Raw genomic sequence first — 20,116 nt, 5'->3', positions numbered from 1 at the left:
CAGTCGTCGGAGACCGTATGACTGCCCGCCGATAGCAATGTTGACGTCGCTTCCGTCCCTCGAGTCAATGATGACGATCTACACCGGCCGCGGCGACGACGGGAAAACCGACCTCCGGGATATGACTCGAGTCTCGAAGACTGATCCGCGCATCGAGGCCTACGGCACCGTCGACGAACTCAACGCGCTGATCGGCACGATCCGTCCGACCGGGTACGACGACGTCGACGACCGCCTCCGGACGGTCCAGAACCACCTCCACGTCGTCCAGGCGGAGTTCGCGAACCCCGACCCGGACGAGGACGACCCCACGGTTCGGACGGAACACGTCGAGCGAATCGAAGGGTGGATCGACGAGTACGACGAGGAACTCGAGCCACTCACCTCGTTTATCCTGCCGACTGGGAGCGACCACGGTGCCCGTTTGCACCACGCCCGGGCGGTCTGTCGGCGGGCCGAACGGCGGGCCGTCGACCTCGCCTCCGCGGAGCCGATCGGTGAGGACGCCCTCCAGTATCTGAACCGACTCTCGGACGGACTGTTCACGCTCGCCCGGGTGGTTAACGCTCGCGAGGGGGAGCCAGAAGAACAGCCCCAGTACTGAGACGGACTGCTCTCGACGGAAAGCAGATCGATGAAAGGAAGTCTTAAGTTGAACGCCCGGATACCACAGCGTGCGGGTTGGTGATCTAGTCCGGTTATGATACCTCCTTCACACGGAGGAAGTCGGCAGTTCAAATCTGCCCCAACCCATTTTTGGCAACACGACGACGAGGAGCGTAGCGACGAGTCCGTGTCGCCAAAATGGTCGGCAGTTTGAACCAGACGAGTCGCGCGCAGCGAAGCGAGCACGTCTCGGCGAGGTTCAAAAGAAAACCAAGGCGGATTCCCCGGGCCACCGTGCCCGGGGTTGAAATCTGGCTCAACTGCATCTTCGCATCTGTGTCACTCGAGACGTCCGATTTCTATCCACGCCACGGAGCCGAACCCGCCACCGGAGTCGCTTCATACTGTCTACTGTACGTCAGTACCACTGCACCGGAGGACGGATCCCGGGCACAGTGGTACACAGGGACAGCAGTCCGTATCACTCGAACGGCTTCCGGCTGATCACGTTCCACGGATCGAACAGGTACAACGCGGCAAGAAACAGCGCGAGAACGACGACGAACAGCCGCGCGACGTCGCCGACGGACGACGGAACTCCGACTCCGACCGTAAGCGCCATCAGCGCGGCGACGACGATCCAGATCACACCGACGATCAACCGCTGGCGACGTTTCATACGGGACTATTCGAGTCGGCGGTTAAGAATGATCCGCGTTGTCTCGAGTCCGACCCGAGACTACAACGACAGACCGTCGATGCCGCCGATGGTCTTCTCCTGTAAGACCTCGTTTCGATCGTCGACCATCCCGACGTCCTCGTAGGCGACGGGGCCCGGAACCTGTTCGGCGTTTTCGCCAGGCTCGTTGCCGAGATACGTGACGTTCGGGTTGGTGTTGTACTCCTCTAGAAGTTTGAATCGCGACCCTTCGTTGCCGTACTCGCCCTCGATGAGTTGCAGCGCCTCTTCCTCGTCGAGGTCGGCCTCGTCGGCTTCCGTCTCGCCCTGGAGGATCTCGATCGCCTCCTGTAGCTCGTCGTCGTCGGGGTCGTTCTCGATGGCTCGAGCCAGCGGGACGTTGTCGAGGTACTGTCGCGGATCGCTCTCCGGGTCGTTCATGTCGCCGAACTGTATCGCTCCGGGCGGACAAGCGTCCTCACAGGCGGTCGTGCCGACCATCTCCTCGCCCATCTGCCCGTCCTGACGAGCCGGGTCGAAGATACACTTCTCCATGACGCCGCGGGGTCCGCGGCTGCTGACGCGTCGGTCGCGCTGGTCGTAGACCATGTCCTCGTCGAGTTCGTCGTCCGGAACCGCCGGGTCGTCCCACTGGAAGTAGTTGACGCCGTACGGACAGGCGACCTGACAGTACCGGCAACCGATACAGACGTCGTAGTCGGTCAGCACCAGACCACCCGCTTCTCGCGTGTGACGGGCGGTCGTCGGACAGACCTTCTCACAGGGTGCGTCGGTGCAGTGCTGGCAGGGTCGAATGAGGTAGTTGAAATCGCGAACCGACTCTGCCTCCTCTGGCTCGGGTGACTCGACAGTGCCGTCGTCGAATGCGAGGATGTACATCCAGTTTGCCCCCTCGTCCCAGTTGTGCTCCTGGTGACAGGCGACGACACAGGAGAGACAGCCGTCACACGTCTCGAGGTCGAGTGCCATCCCCCACTGGACGCCGTCACCGTCTGCGTCTTCGTCCTCGTCTTCGTCCTGTGCAACGACGGGTGATTCGGGATCGTCGTCGCTCGCCGCTCCCCAGGCACCGAGCCCGAGGAATCCCGCGCCGGCACCCATCTTCTTCATCGTCTCCCGCCGAGACTGCTCGCCGAGGCCGAGCCGGTCGAGCGCGTCCTCGAGTCGTCCCTCCTCTCGGGCCGATTCGACTCGCTCCGCCATCGGCCGGCTGTCCTCGCCGAACTCCTCGAGAACGTCCTCGTGATACCGGTCGTAAAACTCCTCCTCGGTGAGTTCACCCTTCGTCAGTCGCATGGCGTCTTTCGCCATGGCCATCCCGAGTTCGGCGTCGTACTCGCCCTCTTCGAGTAGCGCTTCGTAGTTCTCCTCGGCAGCCCCACCCAGGGGATGAAATGGCTCGTCTACCGATTCGTCTATGTCGTCCGACGTCATGGGTTACGGACACCTCGGTGAATAGTTACTAGGTGACATGATCACGGAGTAGTGGGTTCCCCAACCAGAGAGATCACATTAAGAGACGGCCCTGCACACGACGGGTTGTGAGAGCGACCATCTTGCAGACATCGCTCACGGAAACTCGAATGCAATCAATCGTCGGTTGAGGAAACGAGTTCGTCCGCTGTGGTGGGATCGGTTCTGCCGCCGGAACGTGTGTGCTCCGTGACGGCGTCGGTCTGGAACCGATTCACGAGCGAGTGTTACCCCTTCCACGGCTCGTCGCTACCCTCTGTGCGGAGCTGGTCTGATCGTCGGTCACGTCGGTGGTCGATTCGATCCCTGCGTTGGTCTCAGTGATTTCCTCGACGATCGACTCGAGGGTGTCTAGTGCTTTGGCAAGCCTGCACTGCAGGGTCGAATTCGGTGGTGTGATCCGATTCGGCCCTGCAGTCGACGCTTGTCGGAGTACTAGGGTTTCGTCGATCGTCCGTCGGCCGCTCTCGATATCGGCGCACACATCGGAGCTGTCTCCCGCGACGAACTCGGTCGAGGAGTGGACTCGACGCTACGCGCCGGTTATCGGTTCGTTGCTCGAAAAGCGCGAAGGGGAGATTTGAACAACGCGAAGACAGTCGTCCTCACTCCGTTCGGACGCTGCGACTTCTCTCGTTCGAACTCCTCAGTCTCGTTTTCACGGCGACAGACGGTTCGCTCCGCTCACCGGAATTGTCGCCGTGAAAAGCGCCGAGAGGGAGATTTGAACCACGGTCGGACGGTCTCGCTCGCTCCGGTCGCGAGCGTGCGGCCTCCCTGATTCAAATCTCCCCGTTCCGCGTTCCAGCGACACGAACGACTCACTGCGTTCGTCGTGTTGTGTCGCTGAAAAGCGCCGAGAGGGAGATTTGAACTCCCGAGTCCGTGAGGACAGCAGATTTCGAATCTGCCGCCTTGGCCGGGCTAGGCTATCTCGGCTCACTTTCATCTACCCGGGAGACGTTTTTACCCGTTTCGATTTTTCTCCCTGCGTGTGAGGCGGTGACGTTCGAGGAGCGAAAACGATTTGACAGGAGCGGTGTACGTCCACCCATGGACGTTTCTCAGGCCAGCACCGAGTGTACGACCGTTCTCGAGGCGATCGGCGACGCTGTCATCTGTGAGCAGGAGTTTCTCGAGGAGGTTCTCGTCGCGGTCGTCGGTCGGGGCCACGTTCTCCTCGAAGACGTTCCTGGCACTGGAAAGACGCTAACCGCACGAAGCGTCGCGGCCGCGCTCGGTCTCTCGTTCTCTCGTATCCAGTTTACGCCGGATTTGCTCCCCGCGGACGTCACCGGAACCCACGTCTTCAACGAGCGCGAACGATCGTTCGAGTTCAACGAGGGGCCGATCTTCGCCAACATCGTCCTGGCCGACGAGATCAACCGCGCGCCGCCGAAGACCCAGGCAGCCCTACTCGAGGCCATGGAGGAGGGCCAGGTGACGACCGATGGCGAGACCCGCCAGCTTCCCGACCCCTTCTTCGTCATCGCGACGCAGAATCCCGTCGAACAGGAGGGGACATTTCCCCTTCCCGAGGCGCAGGTCGATCGCTTTCTCGTCAAAACCTCGATGGGGTACCCCGACGAGGACGGCGAGGTCGAACTCCTCCGCCGACGCGCCGGTCGGAAGACGACCAGTCCCTCGATCGAGACCGTCCTCGACCCGGCGCAGGTCGACCGACTCCGTCAGGTACCCGAATCCGTCCGCGTCGACGAGGACCTCCTCGAGTACGTGGCGGCACTCGCCCGGGAGACCCGCGTCGACGGCCGGGTGGAGGTCGGCGTCTCCCCGCGGGGGACCCAGCGGCTGTTCGAGGCGGCCCGAGCGTACGCGACGATCGTCGGCCGCGAGTACGTCACGCCCGACGACATCAAACGTGTCGCCCACCCCGTCCTCGCCCACCGCCTCGTGCTCACGCCCGACGCGACCGTCAACAACGTCGACAGGGCGAGCGTGATCGACGGCGTCCTCGAGTCCGTGCCGGTCCCGACGGTAGAGACCGGAGAGGCTACGCCACGATAACGTCCGTGAGGGTCGTCGCACCCGCGAGCGACGCTCTCGACGCAACTCGAGGAACTCGTCGAGGCGGGCTACCTCTCTCGCGAGCAGTACGCCGAGGTCCCGCCGCGGGTCGAGTACGATCTGACGCCGACCGGCGAGGAACTCTGCCGGCGACTCGAGCCGTTGCTCGAGTGGGCAGAACGCGAGCAGTCGGCGAATACTGTCCGATCGAACCAAGAAACGTAACGTTCGGTAAGCCGACTACCAGTTCGGGCGTGCGATCAGCCCGTGTTCTTCATCCCGGCCGCGATCCCCTTGACCGTCAGCCGGAGCGTCCGCTCCTCGATGTCGGTTCGGTGCGTGCGATCGAGCAGGTACGTCTGGAGAATATTCAGCGGGTCGACGTAGGGGTTTCGCCGCTCTAAGTTCTCCCCGAGCCAGTCACGGGTGTGAAGCTCGTCGCGTTGGCCGATCGTCTGGATCAGTTCGCTCGCCCGCTCGTACTCCCCGGAGACACGCGGGAAGAACCGCTCGCACAGCTCGTCGTCGGCCAGGTCGGCGTACTGTTCGGCGATCTCGAGTTCGGTTCGAGAGAGCGACAGCGCCGCGTTGTCGAGTGTCGTCCGGAAGAACGGCCACTCGTCGTACATCTCCTGGAGGGTCTCGACCGAGCCGCCCTCCTCGAGGTAGGCGTCGATTCCGGTCGCGACGGCGTACCAGCCCGGGAGGATACACCGCGACTGGGTCCACGAGAACACCCACGGAATCGCCCGGAGGTCCTCGACCGTGCGCTCGCCGGAACGCGAGGCCGGCCGCGAGCCGAGATCGAGGTCCTCGATGACGGTGATCGGCGTCGCCTGCTCGAAGTACCGAACGAAGCCGTCGGTCTCGAGCAGGTTGCGGTACTCCTGGCGGGCGGCGTCCGCCATGGTTTCCATCGCGTCGACCCACTCCTCGCGAACCTCCTCTTCGGGCTGATCGATCGCGTACAGCCGCGATCGAAGCTGTGCGTTCAACATCTGCTCGATGTTTCGCTCGGCGATTCGCGGATTGCCGTATTTCTCGGCGATCGCTTCGCCCTGTTCGGTGAACTTGACCTGACCAGTGACAGTCGAGTTCGGCAAGGCGAGAAGTGCCTCGTTCATCGGGCCGCCACCCCGCGAAATCGAGCCGCCGCGGCCGTGGAACAACCGCATCGTCACGTCGAAATCGTCACAGATCTCCGCCAGTCGGCGCTGGTTCTTGTACAGCGACCAGTTCGCCGCGAGAAAGCCGTTTTCCTTGTTCGAGTCGGAGTAGCCCAGCATGATCTCCTGGGTTCGTCCGCGTGCCTCGAGCGCCTGTGCGTACGCCTCGTTTTCGAACAGAGTCCCCATGATCCGGCGAGCACCCGAGAGGGCGTACTCGGTCTCGAGCAGCGGGACGATGTCGAGCCCGCAGTGTTCGGGAAGCGAGACGACGCCGGCCTGGTCGGCCAGAAACAGCACCTCGAGGACGTGACTCGGTTCGTCGGTCATCGAGATGCAGTAGGTGTCGATCGCCTCGACGCCGTACTCGGTCTGCCAGTCGCCGAGCTTGTCGAACAGCGTGAGGACGCGCGCCGACGCGTCGGAGAGATTTTCCGTTTCCGTCAGATCGACGATCGTCTCGTCTTGTAAGATCGCGTCGGTGAGGAACTCGACGCGTTCGTCCTCGGAGAGCGCGTGGTAGTCGATTTCCTCTCCCTCGAGTGTCTCTGCGATGGCGTCGGTGTGTTTTTGCTGATGTTCCCGGAGGTCCAAACTCGCAAGCGAGAAGCCGAAGGTGGCAACCTGCCGGCGGATCGGGTCGACGTGGGCGTCGGCGACGCTCTCGCCACTGTTGGCCCGCAGGCTGTTCGCGATGACCTCGAGGTCGTCGAGCAGTTCGTCGACGGTGTCGTAGCCGCCCGGTCGGACGTCGCCGACGCGTTCGAGACGCTCGCGCATCAGCTTGAGCTTTTGTCGGTACGGCTCGCCCGGATACCGCTGTTCTGCGGTGCGGGCGCTTCCCGGGAGCCGTTTGCGGTCCGCCTCGAGGGAGGCTTCGAACTCCTCGCCGGCGTCGATCCGGCTTCCGTCCTGGCTGAGGACGCCCGAGAGGCGTTTGAGCTGTTCGCGATAGCGTTCGAGGATGACCGATCGCTGCCGCTCGAGGGTGTTCGCGGTCACCTCGGGAGTCACGTACGGATTCCCGTCTCGGTCGCTTCCGGCCCACGACCGGAACTCGAACAGCTTCGGAATCTCGAGGGTGCCGTCGACTTCCTCGTCGATCGCCTCCGCGAGTTCGTCGTACACCTCACCGACGACGTCGAACAGCGTGTTCTCGAGGTACCACTGGACGTTTCGTGCCTCGTCTTCGACCTCCGGCTGCCGGTTTCTGACCTGTGGCGTCTGCCAGAGGCTCGTCACCTCGGCGTCGATATCCCGCCAGACCTGGCCTTGTTCTTTCTCCGTCAATAGCTGTTCGTCCAGCCGTTCGAGCAGCGTCGAGATCCGCCGGAGCTTCGATTTTACCGTCTTTCGTCGAGCCTCGGTCGGATGCGCGGTAAACGTCGGCTCGATCAGAACGTCGTCGAGGACCCGTTCGACCGTCTCGGTATCGGCCTCCGCGAGTTCCTCGGCCGCGGTCTCGAGGCTATCCTCGAGGGTATCCTCGTTGGACTCGGTCCGGATCGAGCGGACGCGTTCGCGTTCCTCTGCCAGATTGATCAACTCGAAATACGTCGTGAACGCACGGGAGACGATCCGTTGTTGATGGGGTGACAGTCCCTCGAGTTCCGCGATCAACGCTTCCCGAGAGTCGAGTTCTCCGGCACGATAATCGATCGCTTCCCGTCGACAGGTTTCGACCGTCTCGAACGCCTTGCGCGACGTCTGCCCTTCGAGTACCTCGCCGAGTAACGCGCCGAGTTCGCGAACGTCCTGTCGCACACCCCTGTTGTGAAGTTGCATATCACGCCCATCGGATTCGACTGTAAAAAACCCCGGCGAACCGAAACGGCGATAATCATCGTTTTCCGTGACGATTACGCCCGAATTCGGGGTTTCATAACCACGGTTGTCGTGAGGGTGTATCGACAGTTGATGAAAGTTCACTCCAATCCGAGTTCCGTTTTGACCATCGATTCGATTCGATCGAGCCCCACCGCGAGTCGCTCGCGATCGGCCGCGAAACTCAGCCGGAGGTAGCCCTCGCCACCGTCCCCGAAGGCCGTTCCGGGTGCCGTGACAACGTCGTACTTCGAGAGCAACCGTCGAGCGATCTCCGCGCTCGAGCCCTCGAGTGCGCTCACGTCGACGAACGCGTAGAACGCGCCCTCGGGCCGGTCGGCGGAGACGTGTGGGATCGACTCGAGGCGGTCGACGACGTAATCACGCCGGTCACGAAACGCCGCTTTCATCTCGTCGATCGGCTCTTGTGGGCCGGTGAGCGCGGCGATCGCGGCGTGCTGGGCGGGCGTGTTGACACAGGAAGTCGTGCTCTCGTGGATCGTCACGAGTTCGTCGACGACGTCCGCGGGACCGTGGAGCCAGCCGACGCGCCAGCCCGTCATGGCGTAGGTTTTCGAGAACGAGCCGATCGAGAGCACCCACTCGTCGTGGTCGGTCACGCTCGCCGCCGGCCGCGGCGTCTCGCCGTAGGTGAGTTCGCGGTACACTTCGTCGGCGATGACGTACGCCTCGTGTTCGGCCGCGGCCGTCGCGATCCGATCGATCGCCGTCTCGGAAACCAGCTTCCCGGTCGGGTTCGACGGCGACGTCACCAGAACGGCCGCCGTGTCCGGGCCGATCGCCTCGACGATGCGGTCGGGATCGGGCGCGAAGCCGTCCGTCGCGGCCATCGGAAGTTCGACGGGGACCGCGTCGGCGAGTCTGGTCTGAGAGATCGGGTTCGGCCACGTCGGCGTCGGAATCACGACCTCGTCGCCCGGATCGGCGACCGCGTGGATCGCGAGGTGAAGGGCCTCGACGCCGCCGTTCGTGACGATCAGTTCGGAGTCGGGATCGACCGCCGAGCCGGTCTCCTCAGAGCGCTTTTCGGCCAGCGCGCGACGAAGCTCGAGGACGCCGGCGTTGGCCGTGTACCGCGTCTCGCCGCGTCTCGCCGCCTCGAACGCCGCCTCGACGACGTGTTCGGGGGTATCGAAGTCCGGCTCGCCGACCTCGAGGTGGACGAGGTCGCCGTCGGCCGCCGCCGCGAGGTCGAACATGACCCGGATCTGCTGTGGCTCGATTTCGGCGACGCGCCCGGAAATACGTTCCCCGTGCGGGGGGCTCGAGTGCATCGATAGTCGGGTTCCGTCGCCAGCCGGAAAGCGTTTGCTGGAGCCGACAACGGGATGCGGGTCGGCCACGGACGCCGAGTTGCATTCACCACAACTGGATCGGATTCGAGGACACGGTCCAGTCGACGGACGGGAAAAACGGCGTGTTGTCGGCGAAAAACGTCGCTGTCGGCAGTCGGGTTACTTCGTCGCTTCTTCGAGCACCAGGGTGTCGTCCTCGAGGTAGTGTTCGAAGTGGTGGCCGTCCTCCTCGAGGGTGACGAGGATCTCGCGGAGGATCTCGGCGGTGGCGTAGTCGCCTAAGTTCTCGGCGAGTTCGATGCTGTCGCGCATCGACTCGATGATATCGCCGTACATCTCGAGGTCGTGTTCGAACATCGTGCGGACGTCGTAGACGTCCTCGCCCTCGAACTCGACGGTCGCGCGTCGTTCCTGATTGGTCGGTCCCGAGATGGGGACGCCACCGAGGGCCTGTGCGCGCTCGGCGATGACGTCCGCACCTTCCTCGACGTGTTCGTACGCCTCCTCTACGAACTCGTGAAGCGGGAGGAACTCGGCACCCTCGACGACCCAGTGGTGCTTTTTGAGTTGGTGGTACAGCACGTACGAGTTCGCCAGCTCCGTGTTCAACGCATCGACGATCTGTTCGGCCTTTTCCTGCTCGAGGCGAAGTTCGTTCTCCTCGACGACGTCAGCCGACTGTCGGACGGTTTTCTGGGTACTCATCGTACTTCGGTTCTACTCCCGCGAACCACTTAAAGCCTTTCCCAGAACAAATCAATATTGCCGAATAGAAAAAGTTAGTTCCTGTACGCCAATATTGATTTTGTTTGAGTCCCCCATCGAGACGTTCCGTTCGTGTTGGTGCGGAACCACGCTTTCGCATAGCGCAAGCGATTAAGTAGCCTCGCCCGAGAACTGTAGGCATGGTTACCTTCCTCTCCGGGGGCACCGGAACGCCGAAGCTGTTAGACGGGGCTGGTGCCGTGTTTTCGCCGGAGGAGACCACGATCGTCGCCAACACGGGTGACGACATCGAACTCGGCGGACTGTTCGTCTCGCCCGACGTCGACACCCTGTTGTTCCAGGGTGGTGGTGTCCTCGACCGAGAGACGTGGTGGGGTATCGACGGTGATACCCACCGGACGAACGCGGCACTGATGGACCTCGCATCGGCAGGCAACCTTCCGACCGGTCCCCAGTACCTTCCGAAGGAAAAGCAAACGGACGGCCGTGAACTCGCGAACTGGCGGCGGTTTTCTGGGATCGGCGAGTTCATGACGATCGGCGACCGCGATCGCGCGATCCACATCACGCGCACGAGCCTGCTCGATCAGGGACACTCATTGAGCGAGGCGACCCACCGACTCGCCGGCGCGTTCGGTCTCGAGGTCGATCTTCTCCCCATGAGCGACGACCCCGTCGCGAGCCTGATCCACACTGAAAACGGGATGATGCACTTCCAGGAGTACTGGATTGCCCACCGCGGCGAACGCGCCGTCGACACAGTCGAATTTCGGGGCTCGTCGTCCGCCGAACCCGCGCCGGGCGTCCTCGAGGCACTCGAGGACACGGTCGTGATCGGGCCATCGAACCCCGTGACGAGTATCGGACCGATGCTCGCGTTGCCTGGGTTCGCGGATGCGCTCGCACAGACGACGGTCGTCGCAGTCTCGCCGTTCCTCGGCGACGACGCTTTCTCCGGCCCGGCCGGACCGCTGATGGAAGCCGTCAACGCCGACCCCAGCACCGCCGGGCTAGCGAGTGCCTACCCGTTCGCGGACGCCTTCGTCATCGACGAGACCGACGCGACCGAGTTCGACCGGCCCACGGTTCGAACGGATATCCGGATCGACTCCCGCGAGGACGCCAGACGCGTCGTCCGAGCCGTCGACGACGCGATCGAACAGGTCGAGTGATGATCCGGATCGATCCACCGCTCGTGCTCTCGAGTCTGAGCGGCGAATCGGACGCCGACTGGGCACAGGCTGGCGCTTCCTACGCTGGCGCGGCGTTTCTCGGCGGGATCGCGATCGACGACGCCTCGAGAGCCGCCGCCCGAAAGCTCGTCGAACGCGATAGGAACGAGTTCCTCCCGCCCGACCCGCTCGCCTTCGTCGACCGTGAACTCGCCGCGCTCGAAGACGTGCCGATCCAGCCGGCGTTCAACGTCCGGAGTGCGACGCCCGACCCGGTTGCTGAGGCGGCGCGCATCTGCCGGGACCGGGACGCGTTCCTCGAGATCAACGCCCACTGTCGCCAGGACGAGTTGTGCGCCGTCGGCTGTGGCGAGACGCTTCTGCGGGACGCCGACCGGCTTCGAACGTACGTGGAGACGGCGGCCGACACCGGCGCGACGGTCGGCGTCAAGGTCCGGGCGGAGGTTCCAGAGGTGGATCTCCCCGCGCTCGCACGCACGCTCGAGAACGCTGGCGCAGCGTTCGTCCACGTCGACGCGATGGACTCCGAATCGGTGATCGAAGACGTCGCGGACGCGACGGGGCTGTTCGTCGTCGCGAACAACGGCGTCCGCGACGCCGAGACCGTCCGCGAGTACGTCGAGTACGGCGCGGACGCCGTCAGCGTTGGCCGACCGAGCGACGACGAGCGGGTGCTCGAGCGCGTCGGCCAGGCGGTCACCCGGCAGTTCCGCCCTACGGCGAAGCGGTGAGGGTGTCGTGGTACGGCGGTAGAGCCCGGATTCGCTCGATCAACCGTCGAACGGTGGTTCGCCCAGCCGACGTTCGATCAGCCTCGACTCGAGCCGGGGGAACGCGAGGAGACCGAGGACGAACAGGTTCCCGAAGCAGACACACACGGCACGTGTTCAACGCGAGAGCATGCTCTATCGGACGGTTTCTCGACCGGTGTGACTCACGGTGGGCGACGACTGTCGAGCGGGCTCGAGCGAGCACGAAAGGACTTTCCACCGAGGCCGCTTGCACACCGCTATGACCCTCGAGGAGCTAACCGAGGAGATCGAGGAATCGTATACGGATTTCGACGACGACCTTTCGGTCTCGCTGGACCGGGAGACCAGGAACGAACTCGCCGTCCTCGAGACGGCCCTCAAGCCCGAGGAGACGGACGAACTCGTTCGGCGGGCGATCCACATGCTGTTTCAGACGACAGTCGAGACGGGGAAGATGGATTTTCACCTGCGTTCGGGGTTCGACGTCACCTACGACGAGTATCTCTCTGGGATGACCTTCGACGAGATGACCGGCGCTGACCAGTATCCGACGATGGACGACGAGCGACGCTATCAGTTTTAGCTGAATTGAGGCGCTAAGCTCCCTTCCTCAGCGAGCGCCGACCAAAGGGAAGGAGCGAGCAGGGAGGGGATACAGCGTTCACAAGAGCAAGCTCTTGTGCAGCCCATCAGAAACGCTCGCGTTTCTGAGGACGTCCCCAGAAATCTGAGATTTCTGGTGTGCGAACGAGACTTCATCTCGTTAACGCCGCACGGTTCTCAAACAGTCTACGGTTGCAGACCCACAAGCCCACGCAGTCGTAACGTTTTGTCCACGGCAGTGACGAACGACGCTCGAGTCACGTACGAATCAGTCAGTCGTCGATCGGCGCGGCACTCGAGAGCGCTTCGTCGATTTCGGCGTCTTCCATCTTCTCGACCAAGGCGTCGATCACTTCCTCGCGTTTGCCTTTGACGAACTTGATCGAGCCGACGACGAGGTGGCCGCCGCCGGAGACGCCGCCGCCCGGAACTTCTTCCTCGAGTTCGGTGACCATGTTCGGGATGTCCAGTCGAACGCCGTCGGAGCGAAGGACGGCGAAGTCGGGGCCGTAGCCGACCGTGATCACGGGATCGCCGGTTTCCTCGATCTTCCGGTCGTGGATCTCGCCGGTGGTCTTGCCGGGTGCGGGGTAGGTAAAGCGGTGGGCGAAGTTCTCGACGTCGATCCGGTAGAGGTGGGCACCGTTGTCGAGGTCCTCGTGTTCGACGTGGGGCATGGCGGCCTCGAGCTGGTCGTCGACCTCGGCGCGGCCGCGGTCGGCGAAGAAGGAGACGAGTTCGCGGTGGCGCTCGTCGTCACCGTTGTCGATCTGGAGCAGATCCTGGATGAGCTGGTCGCCGGAGTTGTACCGGAGCCAGAAGGCGGCGTAGTCGAGCGCCTCGCTGACGTCCTGTAGGCGCGTTTCGTCGTAGCCCTCCTCGGCGGCGAGTTCGAGGTAGTCGTCCATCGCGTCGGCCTTCGAACGATCCGAGAGGCCGGCGACGGCGGGGATGTGCCGGAGTTCGTCCGTGATGTCGGGGTAGATCATTCGGGCGAGTTCGACACAGCACATCCCCGTCGTGATCCGGTAGTCCTCGTCGTGGAGGTAGGGGTTGACGTGGGCGTCCAGTAAGTGTTCGACGGCCTCCGGGTCGGGGTGGTGGTGGTCGACGACGGCGATCGGGATGTCGTAGTGCGCCAGCGTCTCGTAGGCCGGGACGTCCTCGGCCGTCGAGCCGTTATCGAGCATCAACAGGAGCGGGAGTTGCTGGCCGTGTTTCTCGCGGTCCTCGAGTGCGAAGTTCAGGTCGCGCGTGGCGTCTTCCATCTCGTAGAACGGGGCCTTCGCGGGCAGTCGCTTGATGAGATGTCGCGGCGCGTCGGCGTCCTCGTGGACATCCGAGATAAACCGTTCCAGAGCGATCTGGACCGGGACTGCGGCACACATGCCGTCGCCGTCGGCGTGATGGCGGACGCGGATGGGACGACCCTCGAGAACGGTTCGGCGAAGCAGTTTCGCAACCTCGCGGAGATTGGGTCGGAGTTTCTCGAAGGCCGGCCAGTCGATCAGCGGGTCGACGTCGTGGGGCTCGGCACGGGAGTCGAGGGCCTCCTCGATTCGCTCGCGTGCCTGCTCGGCATCCTCGCCCTCGAGCGTCGAGAGGCCGTCGACTTCGATCTGGACCGACCCCTCGCGGTATTCGGGCGTCCCGGTGACGCGGATGACGTCGTCGATTTCGATCGACGGGTACGCGCGGACGCCGGCCTCCTCGAAGGCGGCACACGGGACGACGCCGTACTCGTCGGCGACGTGGAAGATCGTCGGTCCACCGGTCTGTTTGACCTGGATGACGGTGCCTTCGAGGTGGATCTGTTCGCCGACGTTGGCCTCGAGGCGGTTCGTCCCCGTCAGGGAGTAGTCGTGGGAGACCGACTCGAGTTCGTACTCGTCGGCGTCGACGGGTTCGAACGCGATGTCGCCGTTGTTGCGGACGGCCTCGAGTTCGACGACGAGTTCGTCACCGACGCGGTAGGTGCCCTCGAGGACGGATTCGTGGACGAGACCGGAGACGGATTCGGAGAGGTCGACGAAGACGCCGTAGTCGACGACACCGTTGATTTCGGCCAGATAGGGTGTATCTTGCTCGACGTCGTCGGCGGTACAGTCAGCATCGAGATCGTAGACGACGGAACCCCCGTCGTCCTCGCCGAGTTCCTCGGCGGACTCACGTGTCATCTTGGTTTGGCGTTTGGTGGTGGCCGCGTATAACCCTTGCCAAGGAGTTTCCGCGGGTGCCCAGGGATGATCCAGCGTCCCTCTGTCAGGGCTTGCGAGTACGAACTGGTGTATCGGAACGTTTAGCAACGGCAAGCCCACAGGTATGGATATGGGGCTGCTCGACGCGCTGTTTCGCTCGAACGAGATCCTCGGCATCGCCGAGGAGACCCTCGAGTTCGCTATCGAGTCCTCCGAGGCGACTCACCCGGCGGAGTATATGGGATTTCTCCGCGGGACCGAGGCGAGTCGGCTAGGACTCGACCGGGACGGACTCATCATCACAGACATTCTGGTCGTGCCCGGCACCGAGGCCAACAGCGTTAGCGCGACGGTCAAGACGAGCCAGATTCCGAACGACGTGAAGGCGCTGGGGAGCATCCACTCCCATCCGAACGGCGTGATCAGACCCAGCGACGCCGACCTCGAGACGTTCGGCCGTGGAAGCGTCCACATCATCGTCGGCGCACCGTACAGACGAACCGATTGGAAGGCATTCGACTCACAGGGGCAGCCAACGAATCTGAACGTCCTCGACGTCGATCTCCCCGACAACGAGGAGTTCTTCGATTTCACCCAGGCAGACATCGACGAGGAGCTTCGCGGATGAACGGACAGACCACCGCAGCCGAACCAGAGAAGAGATTCGAGAAAGCTATGACTCGACGAACGAGTCGAACGAGAGACAGATGACGAGAACGGTCATCGCACAGGGGACGTTCGACATCATTCACCCCGGCCACGTCCACTATCTCGAGGAAGCCGCCGAGATGGGCGATCGACTCTACGTCATCGTCTCGCGGGCGACGAACGTCGATCACAAGGAGGCACCGATCTGTCCGGCAACCCAACGGCGGGACGTCGTGGCCGCTCTCGAGGCCGTCGACGAGGCCCTGTTGGGCCACCAGGAAGACATCTTCGCGCCGATCGAAGAGATCGATCCCGACGTGATCGCGCTCGGACACGACCAGTATCACGACGAATCCGCCATCGCTTCCGAACTCGAGCGTCGCGGTATCGACTGTGCGGTCGAGCGTGCGAGCGGGCGAGAGCCACGCGACGACGAGTTGCTCTCGACGCGGCTCATTATCGACCGGGTGCTCGACCGTCGCCGTTGACATCACCGACGAGTACTGTCGTGGACGTTCTCCACGAGAGAGGGAATCGTCTCTGGAACCCCGAAAAACGACGACGTAGAAAGCGGCAATATTCATCGTTTCTCCCGATATTTTCAACCGGCGATTGACGGGTGATTGGTGCTTCCGACGGATCTCTCGAGACCGGATCGAAACCGAAGTCAACAATTGCCGCTATCTCCCTCAAGTGCCAAATTTGCCGCAGAGACGGCCTGAAACCCGCAAACTTTTGAACCCGTAGACCCGAGTACGTCGGTATGAAGCCAGATCCAACTCGCAGAACATTCCTCGCGGGAAGTGCAGTTGCCGGCGCCATCGCAGTCGCCGGCTGTGCGGACGAAGAGGGCGACGTCGAGCCCCAGGACGACGACGCAAGCACGGACGACGACGGCGGTGACCAGGAAGAACAGACCGACGACGGGGACGAAAACGACGAACCCGAGGAACCGGCGACGCTCCAGTACGAAATTTGGGCGCTCGACCAAGGCCGGGACAACATTCACTTCTATCAGCCCGGTGATGGTGACGACGAGTTCGACCGGACCGACACGATCGATCTGAACGACCTCGAGGGCGTCCCGGACGACGGGGTCGTTCCGCACATGATCGATTACACGTCGGATTACGAGTACGCCGCAGTCGCCTGTACCGGCGGGGCCCGCACGCTCGTCTTCCGAACCGACGATCACGAACTCGTCGGGAACATCGAGACTGGGCCGAGCTCGCATTTCGCCGGCTTCTCGCCCGACGACGAGTATATCCACGTCGACGTCATCGGCGCGGACAAGATCGTCCGCGTCGATACCGACCTCGACGCCGAGGAGTTCGAGATCGTCGACGACATCGACCTTCGCGAGAACGACACGATCGTCGACGCCGGAATCGAGGAGGGTGCACCGATCTGTCACCAGTACGCCCCGGATGGACGATCACTTCACACCGTCGGACCGAGCTACCACGACGGTGCGCTCGTTATCGTCGACCACGACGACTTCTCGGTCGATCGAGCCTACTCCGGCGAGACGCTTCCGACCAACTGCGGGACGATGCCCCACCCCACTGAGGAGAAGTTCTACCTCACTGCTGGTCTCCCCTCGAGTGACGGCGAGGGCGTCGGCGACTACTACGTCTACGACACGGCAGACGACGAGATCACCGTCGACGGCGCGAGCACCGCTGGCAACGACGCTCACGGCTTCTGGTTCACTCCTGACGGCGAGGAGCTGTGGGTCCTGAACCGCGAGACGAACGACGGCGTGGTCCTCAACCCCGAGACGGACGAGGTCATCGAAGAGATCGACGCCTACGGTCCGGACCAGTCCGACGACCCGGGCGAGCGCGACGCACCCGACATCATGTGGGCCTCGCCCGACGGCGAGTACATGTTCGTGACGCTTCGGGGCCCCGCCCCGCAGTCCGGTGATCCACACGCCGCGACCGGCGTGACGCCCGGCTTCTCCGTGTTGGACACCGAAACGCGAGAGGTCGTTGACGTCGTCGAGCCCGATCCGATCGACGACTACTCCGCGGACGAGATCGACGACGACGACATTTCGACGCCGGACTTCCACGGTATCGGCGTTCGACCGATCGACGACTTCGAGACGGGCATCCCGACCTCGCCGCCGTTCTAACCCGGAACAGACGCGAATTCGTCGGCACCTTGAGGGCGGAATCATCACTCAGTGGGCGGGATCGTCGGACGACTCGCTTTTCCCCGCTTCAGTTCACGACCGGTCACCAGACCGGCGCGCAGATCGGAATCGAGAGGCGTCGGCTCACTGGCTGTGGGCCTCCTCGAATACGACGGGAGATGGGAGACGCAGCGACTCGACGGCGTGACCGGTTTCGACGAAGTGTTCGATTGCCGCCTCCGACGCCTCCCGTTCGGTGAGGTCGCCGCTCGTACTGACCTGCCATCCACACTCGAGGCAGTACGTGTACATTCGTCTCTGCTTACTCTCGGTGATAGGTGGGGGAAAGGGCCGTGCAGGACATCGAAGGGCGGTCGTTTCGTCCACGCCAGAACCATGTCCGGAACGGAGAGTACGGTGACGTACCGAACTTTTGCCCAGAACGGTGCTACTCTCGAGTGGCTCCCGGGTTCGTCACGGCGCCGTTGGCCGCGGAGTCGAACGCCGTGCCGTATTTCGCTAACACGCCGGTGTCGTAGGCCGGCTCGGGTTCGTACTCCTCGAGTCGTGACTCGATCTCCTCGTCGGTCAGGTCGACGGAGAGCTCGAGTTCGTCGATGTCGATCGTGACGATGTCGCCGTCTTCGAGGGCGGCGATCGGGCCGCCGACGAAGGCCTCGGGGGCGACGTGGCCGATGGAGAATCCTCGAGTGGCTCCCGAGAAGCGGCCGTCGGTAAACAGTGCGACGTCTTCGGCGTGGCCCTGGCCGGCGACGGCGCTCGTGACGCCGAGCATCTCGCGCATGCCGGGTCCGCCGCGGGGGCCCTCGTTCCGAATACAGAGGACGTCGCCGGACTCGACGCGGCCCTCCTGGACGTAGGCCATCGCGTTCTCCTCATCCTCGAAGACGCGAACCGGCCCCTCGTGGTGAAGGTGGTCCTCACCGGTGATCTTGATCACCGCGCCCTCGGGCGCGAGGTTGCCCGTGAGGATGCGGATCGCGCCGCGCTCGTGGATGGGGTCGTCGACGGTGTGCAGGAACGCCGCGTCGAGCTCCTCGATCCGTGGTGGGTCGACGCGCTCGAGCGCGTCGGCCATCGTCTCGCCCGTAACGGTTAACGCGTCGCCGTGGAGCAAGTCAGCCTCGAGGAGTTCCTGGAGAACGACGGGCACGCCGCCGACCTCGTGGAGGTCGTTCATCACCTTCTCGCCGCCGGGCTGGAGGTCGGCGATCTTGGGGGTCCGGGCGCTGATCTCGTTGAAGTCCTCGACGTCGAGGTCGACCCCGGCCTCCGCAGCCATCGCCAGCAGGTGGAGCACGGCGTTGGTCGAGCCGCCGACGGACACCTGCAACGCGATGGCGTTCTCGAACGATTCCCGCGAGAGGAAATCGGAGGGCCGCAGACCGCGCTCGACCGCTTCGACCGCGAGTGCGCCGCTCTCGTGGGCAACGTCGTACCGATCATCGTCTTCGGCGGGCGGGGAAGCCGATCCGAGCGGTGCAAAGCCGATCGCCTCGGAGATCGACGACATCGTGTTCGCCGTGAACATGCCACCGCAGGATCCGGCACCGGGACAGGCGTGGTGTTCCATCTCGCTGAGTTCTCCCTCGCTCATCTCTCCCTGGGAGACGGAGCCGACGCCCTCGAAGACGTTCTGGATCGTGACCTCTCGCCCGTCGTGTTCGCCGGGCATGATCGAGCCGCCGTAGAGGAACACCGAGGGCAGGTCGGTCCGGATCGCGGCCATCATCATCCCGGGCATGTTCTTGTCACAGCCGCCGATCGTCACCAGACCGTCCATACGCTCGCCGAACGCGACCAGTTCCACCGAGTCGGCGATGATCTCCCGGGAGATCAACGACGCTTTCATCCCCTCCGTTCCCATCGAAATCGCGTCGGAGATGGTGATCGTGCCGAACTCGATCGGCATGCCGCCGGCCTCGTCGACGCCCTCGAGCGCCGACGCGGCGACGTCGTCCAGGTGAACGTTACACGGCGTGATGTCGGCCGCGGGGTTGGCCACGCCGATCATCGGCGAGGAGAAGTCCTCGTCGTCGAACCCCATCGCACGGAACATCGCTCGATGCGGGGCTTTCTCCGCACCCTGAGTCACCTCGTGGCTCGGCAACTGCTCGTCCTTTCCGTAGTCGAACTCGTCGCTGCTCATGGTCGGACCTTACGCCGGGACACTATAAGTCACCCTTTCCCGGTCGATCACACCGCCACGCCCGTATGACACGAACATGTTCGCCGATATCCGGAGGGTAGTCGTCCATTCCGGAAACCAAGTCTATTGCGAAATTTATACATCAGCGGCTCTATTTCTCACGATCCTACCGTTTCTCGAGGAAGAAAGCTTATACTGTACCACCCGGCTCATCGAAGCATGGCACGCGACGATCCGGTACACAGCCAGACAGCATCGAGCGAAGACGACCATCTACCCAATCTCGTGACCATCGTCGGTCGCGGCGTTCCCGCAGCGTTCGAGATCGCCGTCGACGGCGAGATTGAGATGGTTTCCCACGACCCACTCGAGGACGCGACGGTCGTCTCGAAACACGCCGCGGAAGGAACGATCGACGTGGGGGTGCGGCGGTTCAGATTCTCCGGACAGATGGCGAACGTCAACCTCGTCGACTGGAACGGCGTTCCCGCCCCCGAGTCTCCGAGCACGCCGACCGTCCACGTCGAGTACGGCGTTCCAGAACGATAGCTACGCACCACCGACCGACGCGTTCTC

At 63.4% G+C, this 20,116-nt stretch carries 17 protein-coding genes, 2 tRNA genes and 1 pseudogene; 11 read left to right on the top strand and 9 right to left on the bottom strand.

The annotated features are described in order from the left end of the window. Positions 1-70 precede the first annotated feature (70 nt). Positions 71-604, top strand: coding sequence for a cob(I)yrinic acid a,c-diamide adenosyltransferase (locus tag GRS80_RS16280; protein ID WP_160048482.1), 534 nt, complete (start codon positions 71-73; stop codon positions 602-604). A 74-nt stretch (positions 605-678) separates the two neighbouring features. Further along, positions 679-753: transfer RNA gene (locus GRS80_RS16275), tRNA-Val, on the top strand. Between the two features lie 334 nt (positions 754-1,087). Here the strand turns inward: GRS80_RS16275 and GRS80_RS16270 are convergent. The 3 genes from GRS80_RS16270 to GRS80_RS16260 form a co-directional block, all read right to left on the bottom strand. Beyond that, a complete protein-coding gene (locus GRS80_RS16270) occupies positions 1,088-1,285 on the bottom strand; it encodes a hypothetical protein (protein ID WP_160048481.1) in 198 nt (65 codons plus the stop codon). Between the two features lie 60 nt (positions 1,286-1,345). Continuing rightward, a complete protein-coding gene (locus tag GRS80_RS16265; RefSeq protein ID WP_160048480.1) occupies positions 1,346-2,740 on the bottom strand; it encodes a 4Fe-4S ferredoxin N-terminal domain-containing protein in 1,395 nt (464 codons plus the stop codon). Positions 2,741-3,633: 893 nt separating this feature from the next. Continuing rightward, a tRNA-Ser gene (locus tag GRS80_RS16260) sits at positions 3,634-3,718 on the bottom strand. Positions 3,719-3,832: 114 nt separating this feature from the next. Between GRS80_RS16260 and GRS80_RS16255 the strand changes: the two genes are divergently transcribed. After that, positions 3,833-4,804 carry a MoxR family ATPase gene (locus GRS80_RS16255; protein WP_160048478.1) on the top strand — a complete coding sequence of 324 codons (972 nt, stop codon included), beginning with the start codon at positions 3,833-3,835 and terminating at the stop codon, positions 4,802-4,804. Positions 4,805-4,840: 36 nt separating this feature from the next. Further along, positions 4,841-5,029, top strand: a pseudogene (locus GRS80_RS16250) (winged helix-turn-helix transcriptional regulator); the annotation flags it as partial. A gap of 35 nt (positions 5,030-5,064) precedes the next feature. Here GRS80_RS16250 and ppc read toward each other — a convergent pair. From ppc to dpsA, 3 genes are all read right to left on the bottom strand, one after another. Continuing rightward, the gene (ppc, locus tag GRS80_RS16245; RefSeq protein ID WP_160048477.1) at positions 5,065-7,755 is read right to left on the bottom strand and encodes a phosphoenolpyruvate carboxylase; all 2,691 of its coding nucleotides are present in this window, start codon (positions 7,753-7,755) and stop codon (positions 5,065-5,067) included. Between the two features lie 140 nt (positions 7,756-7,895). Continuing rightward, positions 7,896-9,089 (bottom strand): pyridoxal phosphate-dependent aminotransferase, encoded by a 1,194-nt coding sequence (locus GRS80_RS16240; protein ID WP_160048476.1) that lies wholly within the window; start codon positions 9,087-9,089, stop codon positions 7,896-7,898. A 180-nt stretch (positions 9,090-9,269) separates the two neighbouring features. After that, complete coding sequence (gene dpsA, locus GRS80_RS16235; protein ID WP_160048475.1) at positions 9,270-9,815, bottom strand: DNA starvation/stationary phase protection protein DpsA; 546 nt, start codon at positions 9,813-9,815, stop codon at positions 9,270-9,272. A 200-nt stretch (positions 9,816-10,015) separates the two neighbouring features. On the opposite strand from dpsA, the gene cofD reads away from it, so the two are divergent. From cofD to GRS80_RS16220, 3 genes are all read left to right on the top strand, one after another. After that, the gene (gene cofD, locus GRS80_RS16230) at positions 10,016-11,008 is read left to right on the top strand and encodes a 2-phospho-L-lactate transferase (protein WP_160048474.1); all 993 of its coding nucleotides are present in this window, start codon (positions 10,016-10,018) and stop codon (positions 11,006-11,008) included. Further along, positions 11,008-11,760: a tRNA-dihydrouridine synthase gene (locus tag GRS80_RS16225; protein ID WP_160048473.1), complete on the top strand. Its 753-nt coding sequence runs from the start codon at positions 11,008-11,010 to the stop codon at positions 11,758-11,760. The genes cofD and GRS80_RS16225 overlap by 1 nt, the downstream gene beginning before the upstream one ends. A gap of 280 nt (positions 11,761-12,040) precedes the next feature. Then, the gene (locus GRS80_RS16220; RefSeq protein ID WP_160048472.1) at positions 12,041-12,364 is read left to right on the top strand and encodes a hypothetical protein; all 324 of its coding nucleotides are present in this window, start codon (positions 12,041-12,043) and stop codon (positions 12,362-12,364) included. Positions 12,365-12,656: 292 nt separating this feature from the next. Here the strand turns inward: GRS80_RS16220 and GRS80_RS16215 are convergent, their stop codons facing one another. Then, positions 12,657-14,561 (bottom strand): OB-fold nucleic acid binding domain-containing protein, encoded by a 1,905-nt coding sequence (locus GRS80_RS16215; RefSeq protein WP_160048471.1) that lies wholly within the window; start codon positions 14,559-14,561, stop codon positions 12,657-12,659. 151 nt (positions 14,562-14,712) lie between these two features. Here GRS80_RS16215 and GRS80_RS16210 point away from each other — a divergent pair, with 151 nt between their 5' ends. The 3 genes from GRS80_RS16210 (at position 14,713) to GRS80_RS16200 (ending at position 17,370) form a co-directional block, all read left to right on the top strand. Then, the gene (locus GRS80_RS16210) at positions 14,713-15,210 is read left to right on the top strand and encodes a Mov34/MPN/PAD-1 family protein (protein WP_149081611.1); all 498 of its coding nucleotides are present in this window, start codon (positions 14,713-14,715) and stop codon (positions 15,208-15,210) included. 79 nt (positions 15,211-15,289) lie between these two features. After that, positions 15,290-15,718: an adenylyltransferase/cytidyltransferase family protein gene (locus GRS80_RS16205; protein ID WP_160048470.1), complete on the top strand. Its 429-nt coding sequence runs from the start codon at positions 15,290-15,292 to the stop codon at positions 15,716-15,718. A gap of 275 nt (positions 15,719-15,993) precedes the next feature. Continuing rightward, entirely contained in the window at positions 15,994-17,370 is a 1,377-nt protein-coding gene (locus tag GRS80_RS16200) for a cell surface protein (protein ID WP_160048469.1), read from the top strand. Positions 17,371-17,514: 144 nt separating this feature from the next. On the opposite strand, the gene GRS80_RS20495 is transcribed toward GRS80_RS16200, so the two are convergent. Continuing rightward, positions 17,515-17,682 (bottom strand): hypothetical protein, encoded by a 168-nt coding sequence (locus GRS80_RS20495; protein WP_200840408.1) that lies wholly within the window; start codon positions 17,680-17,682, stop codon positions 17,515-17,517. A 136-nt stretch (positions 17,683-17,818) separates the two neighbouring features. Continuing rightward, positions 17,819-19,540 carry a dihydroxy-acid dehydratase gene (gene ilvD, locus GRS80_RS16195; protein WP_160048468.1) on the bottom strand — a complete coding sequence of 574 codons (1,722 nt, stop codon included), beginning with the start codon at positions 19,538-19,540 and terminating at the stop codon, positions 17,819-17,821. A 219-nt stretch (positions 19,541-19,759) separates the two neighbouring features. On the opposite strand from ilvD, the gene GRS80_RS16190 reads away from it, so the two are divergent. Continuing rightward, positions 19,760-20,089 carry a hypothetical protein gene (locus GRS80_RS16190; protein WP_160048467.1) on the top strand — a complete coding sequence of 110 codons (330 nt, stop codon included), beginning with the start codon at positions 19,760-19,762 and terminating at the stop codon, positions 20,087-20,089. Positions 20,090-20,116: the final 27 nt, after the last annotated feature.

It is taken from the genome of Natrialba sp. INN-245 (genome assembly GCF_009807105.1).
GTDB classification, from domain to species: Archaea; Halobacteriota; Halobacteria; order Halobacteriales; family Natrialbaceae; genus Natrarchaeobius; species Natrarchaeobius swarupiae.
The sequence above is the reverse complement of the archived record's forward strand: the minus strand, read 5'-3'. Positions and strand labels throughout refer to the sequence as shown.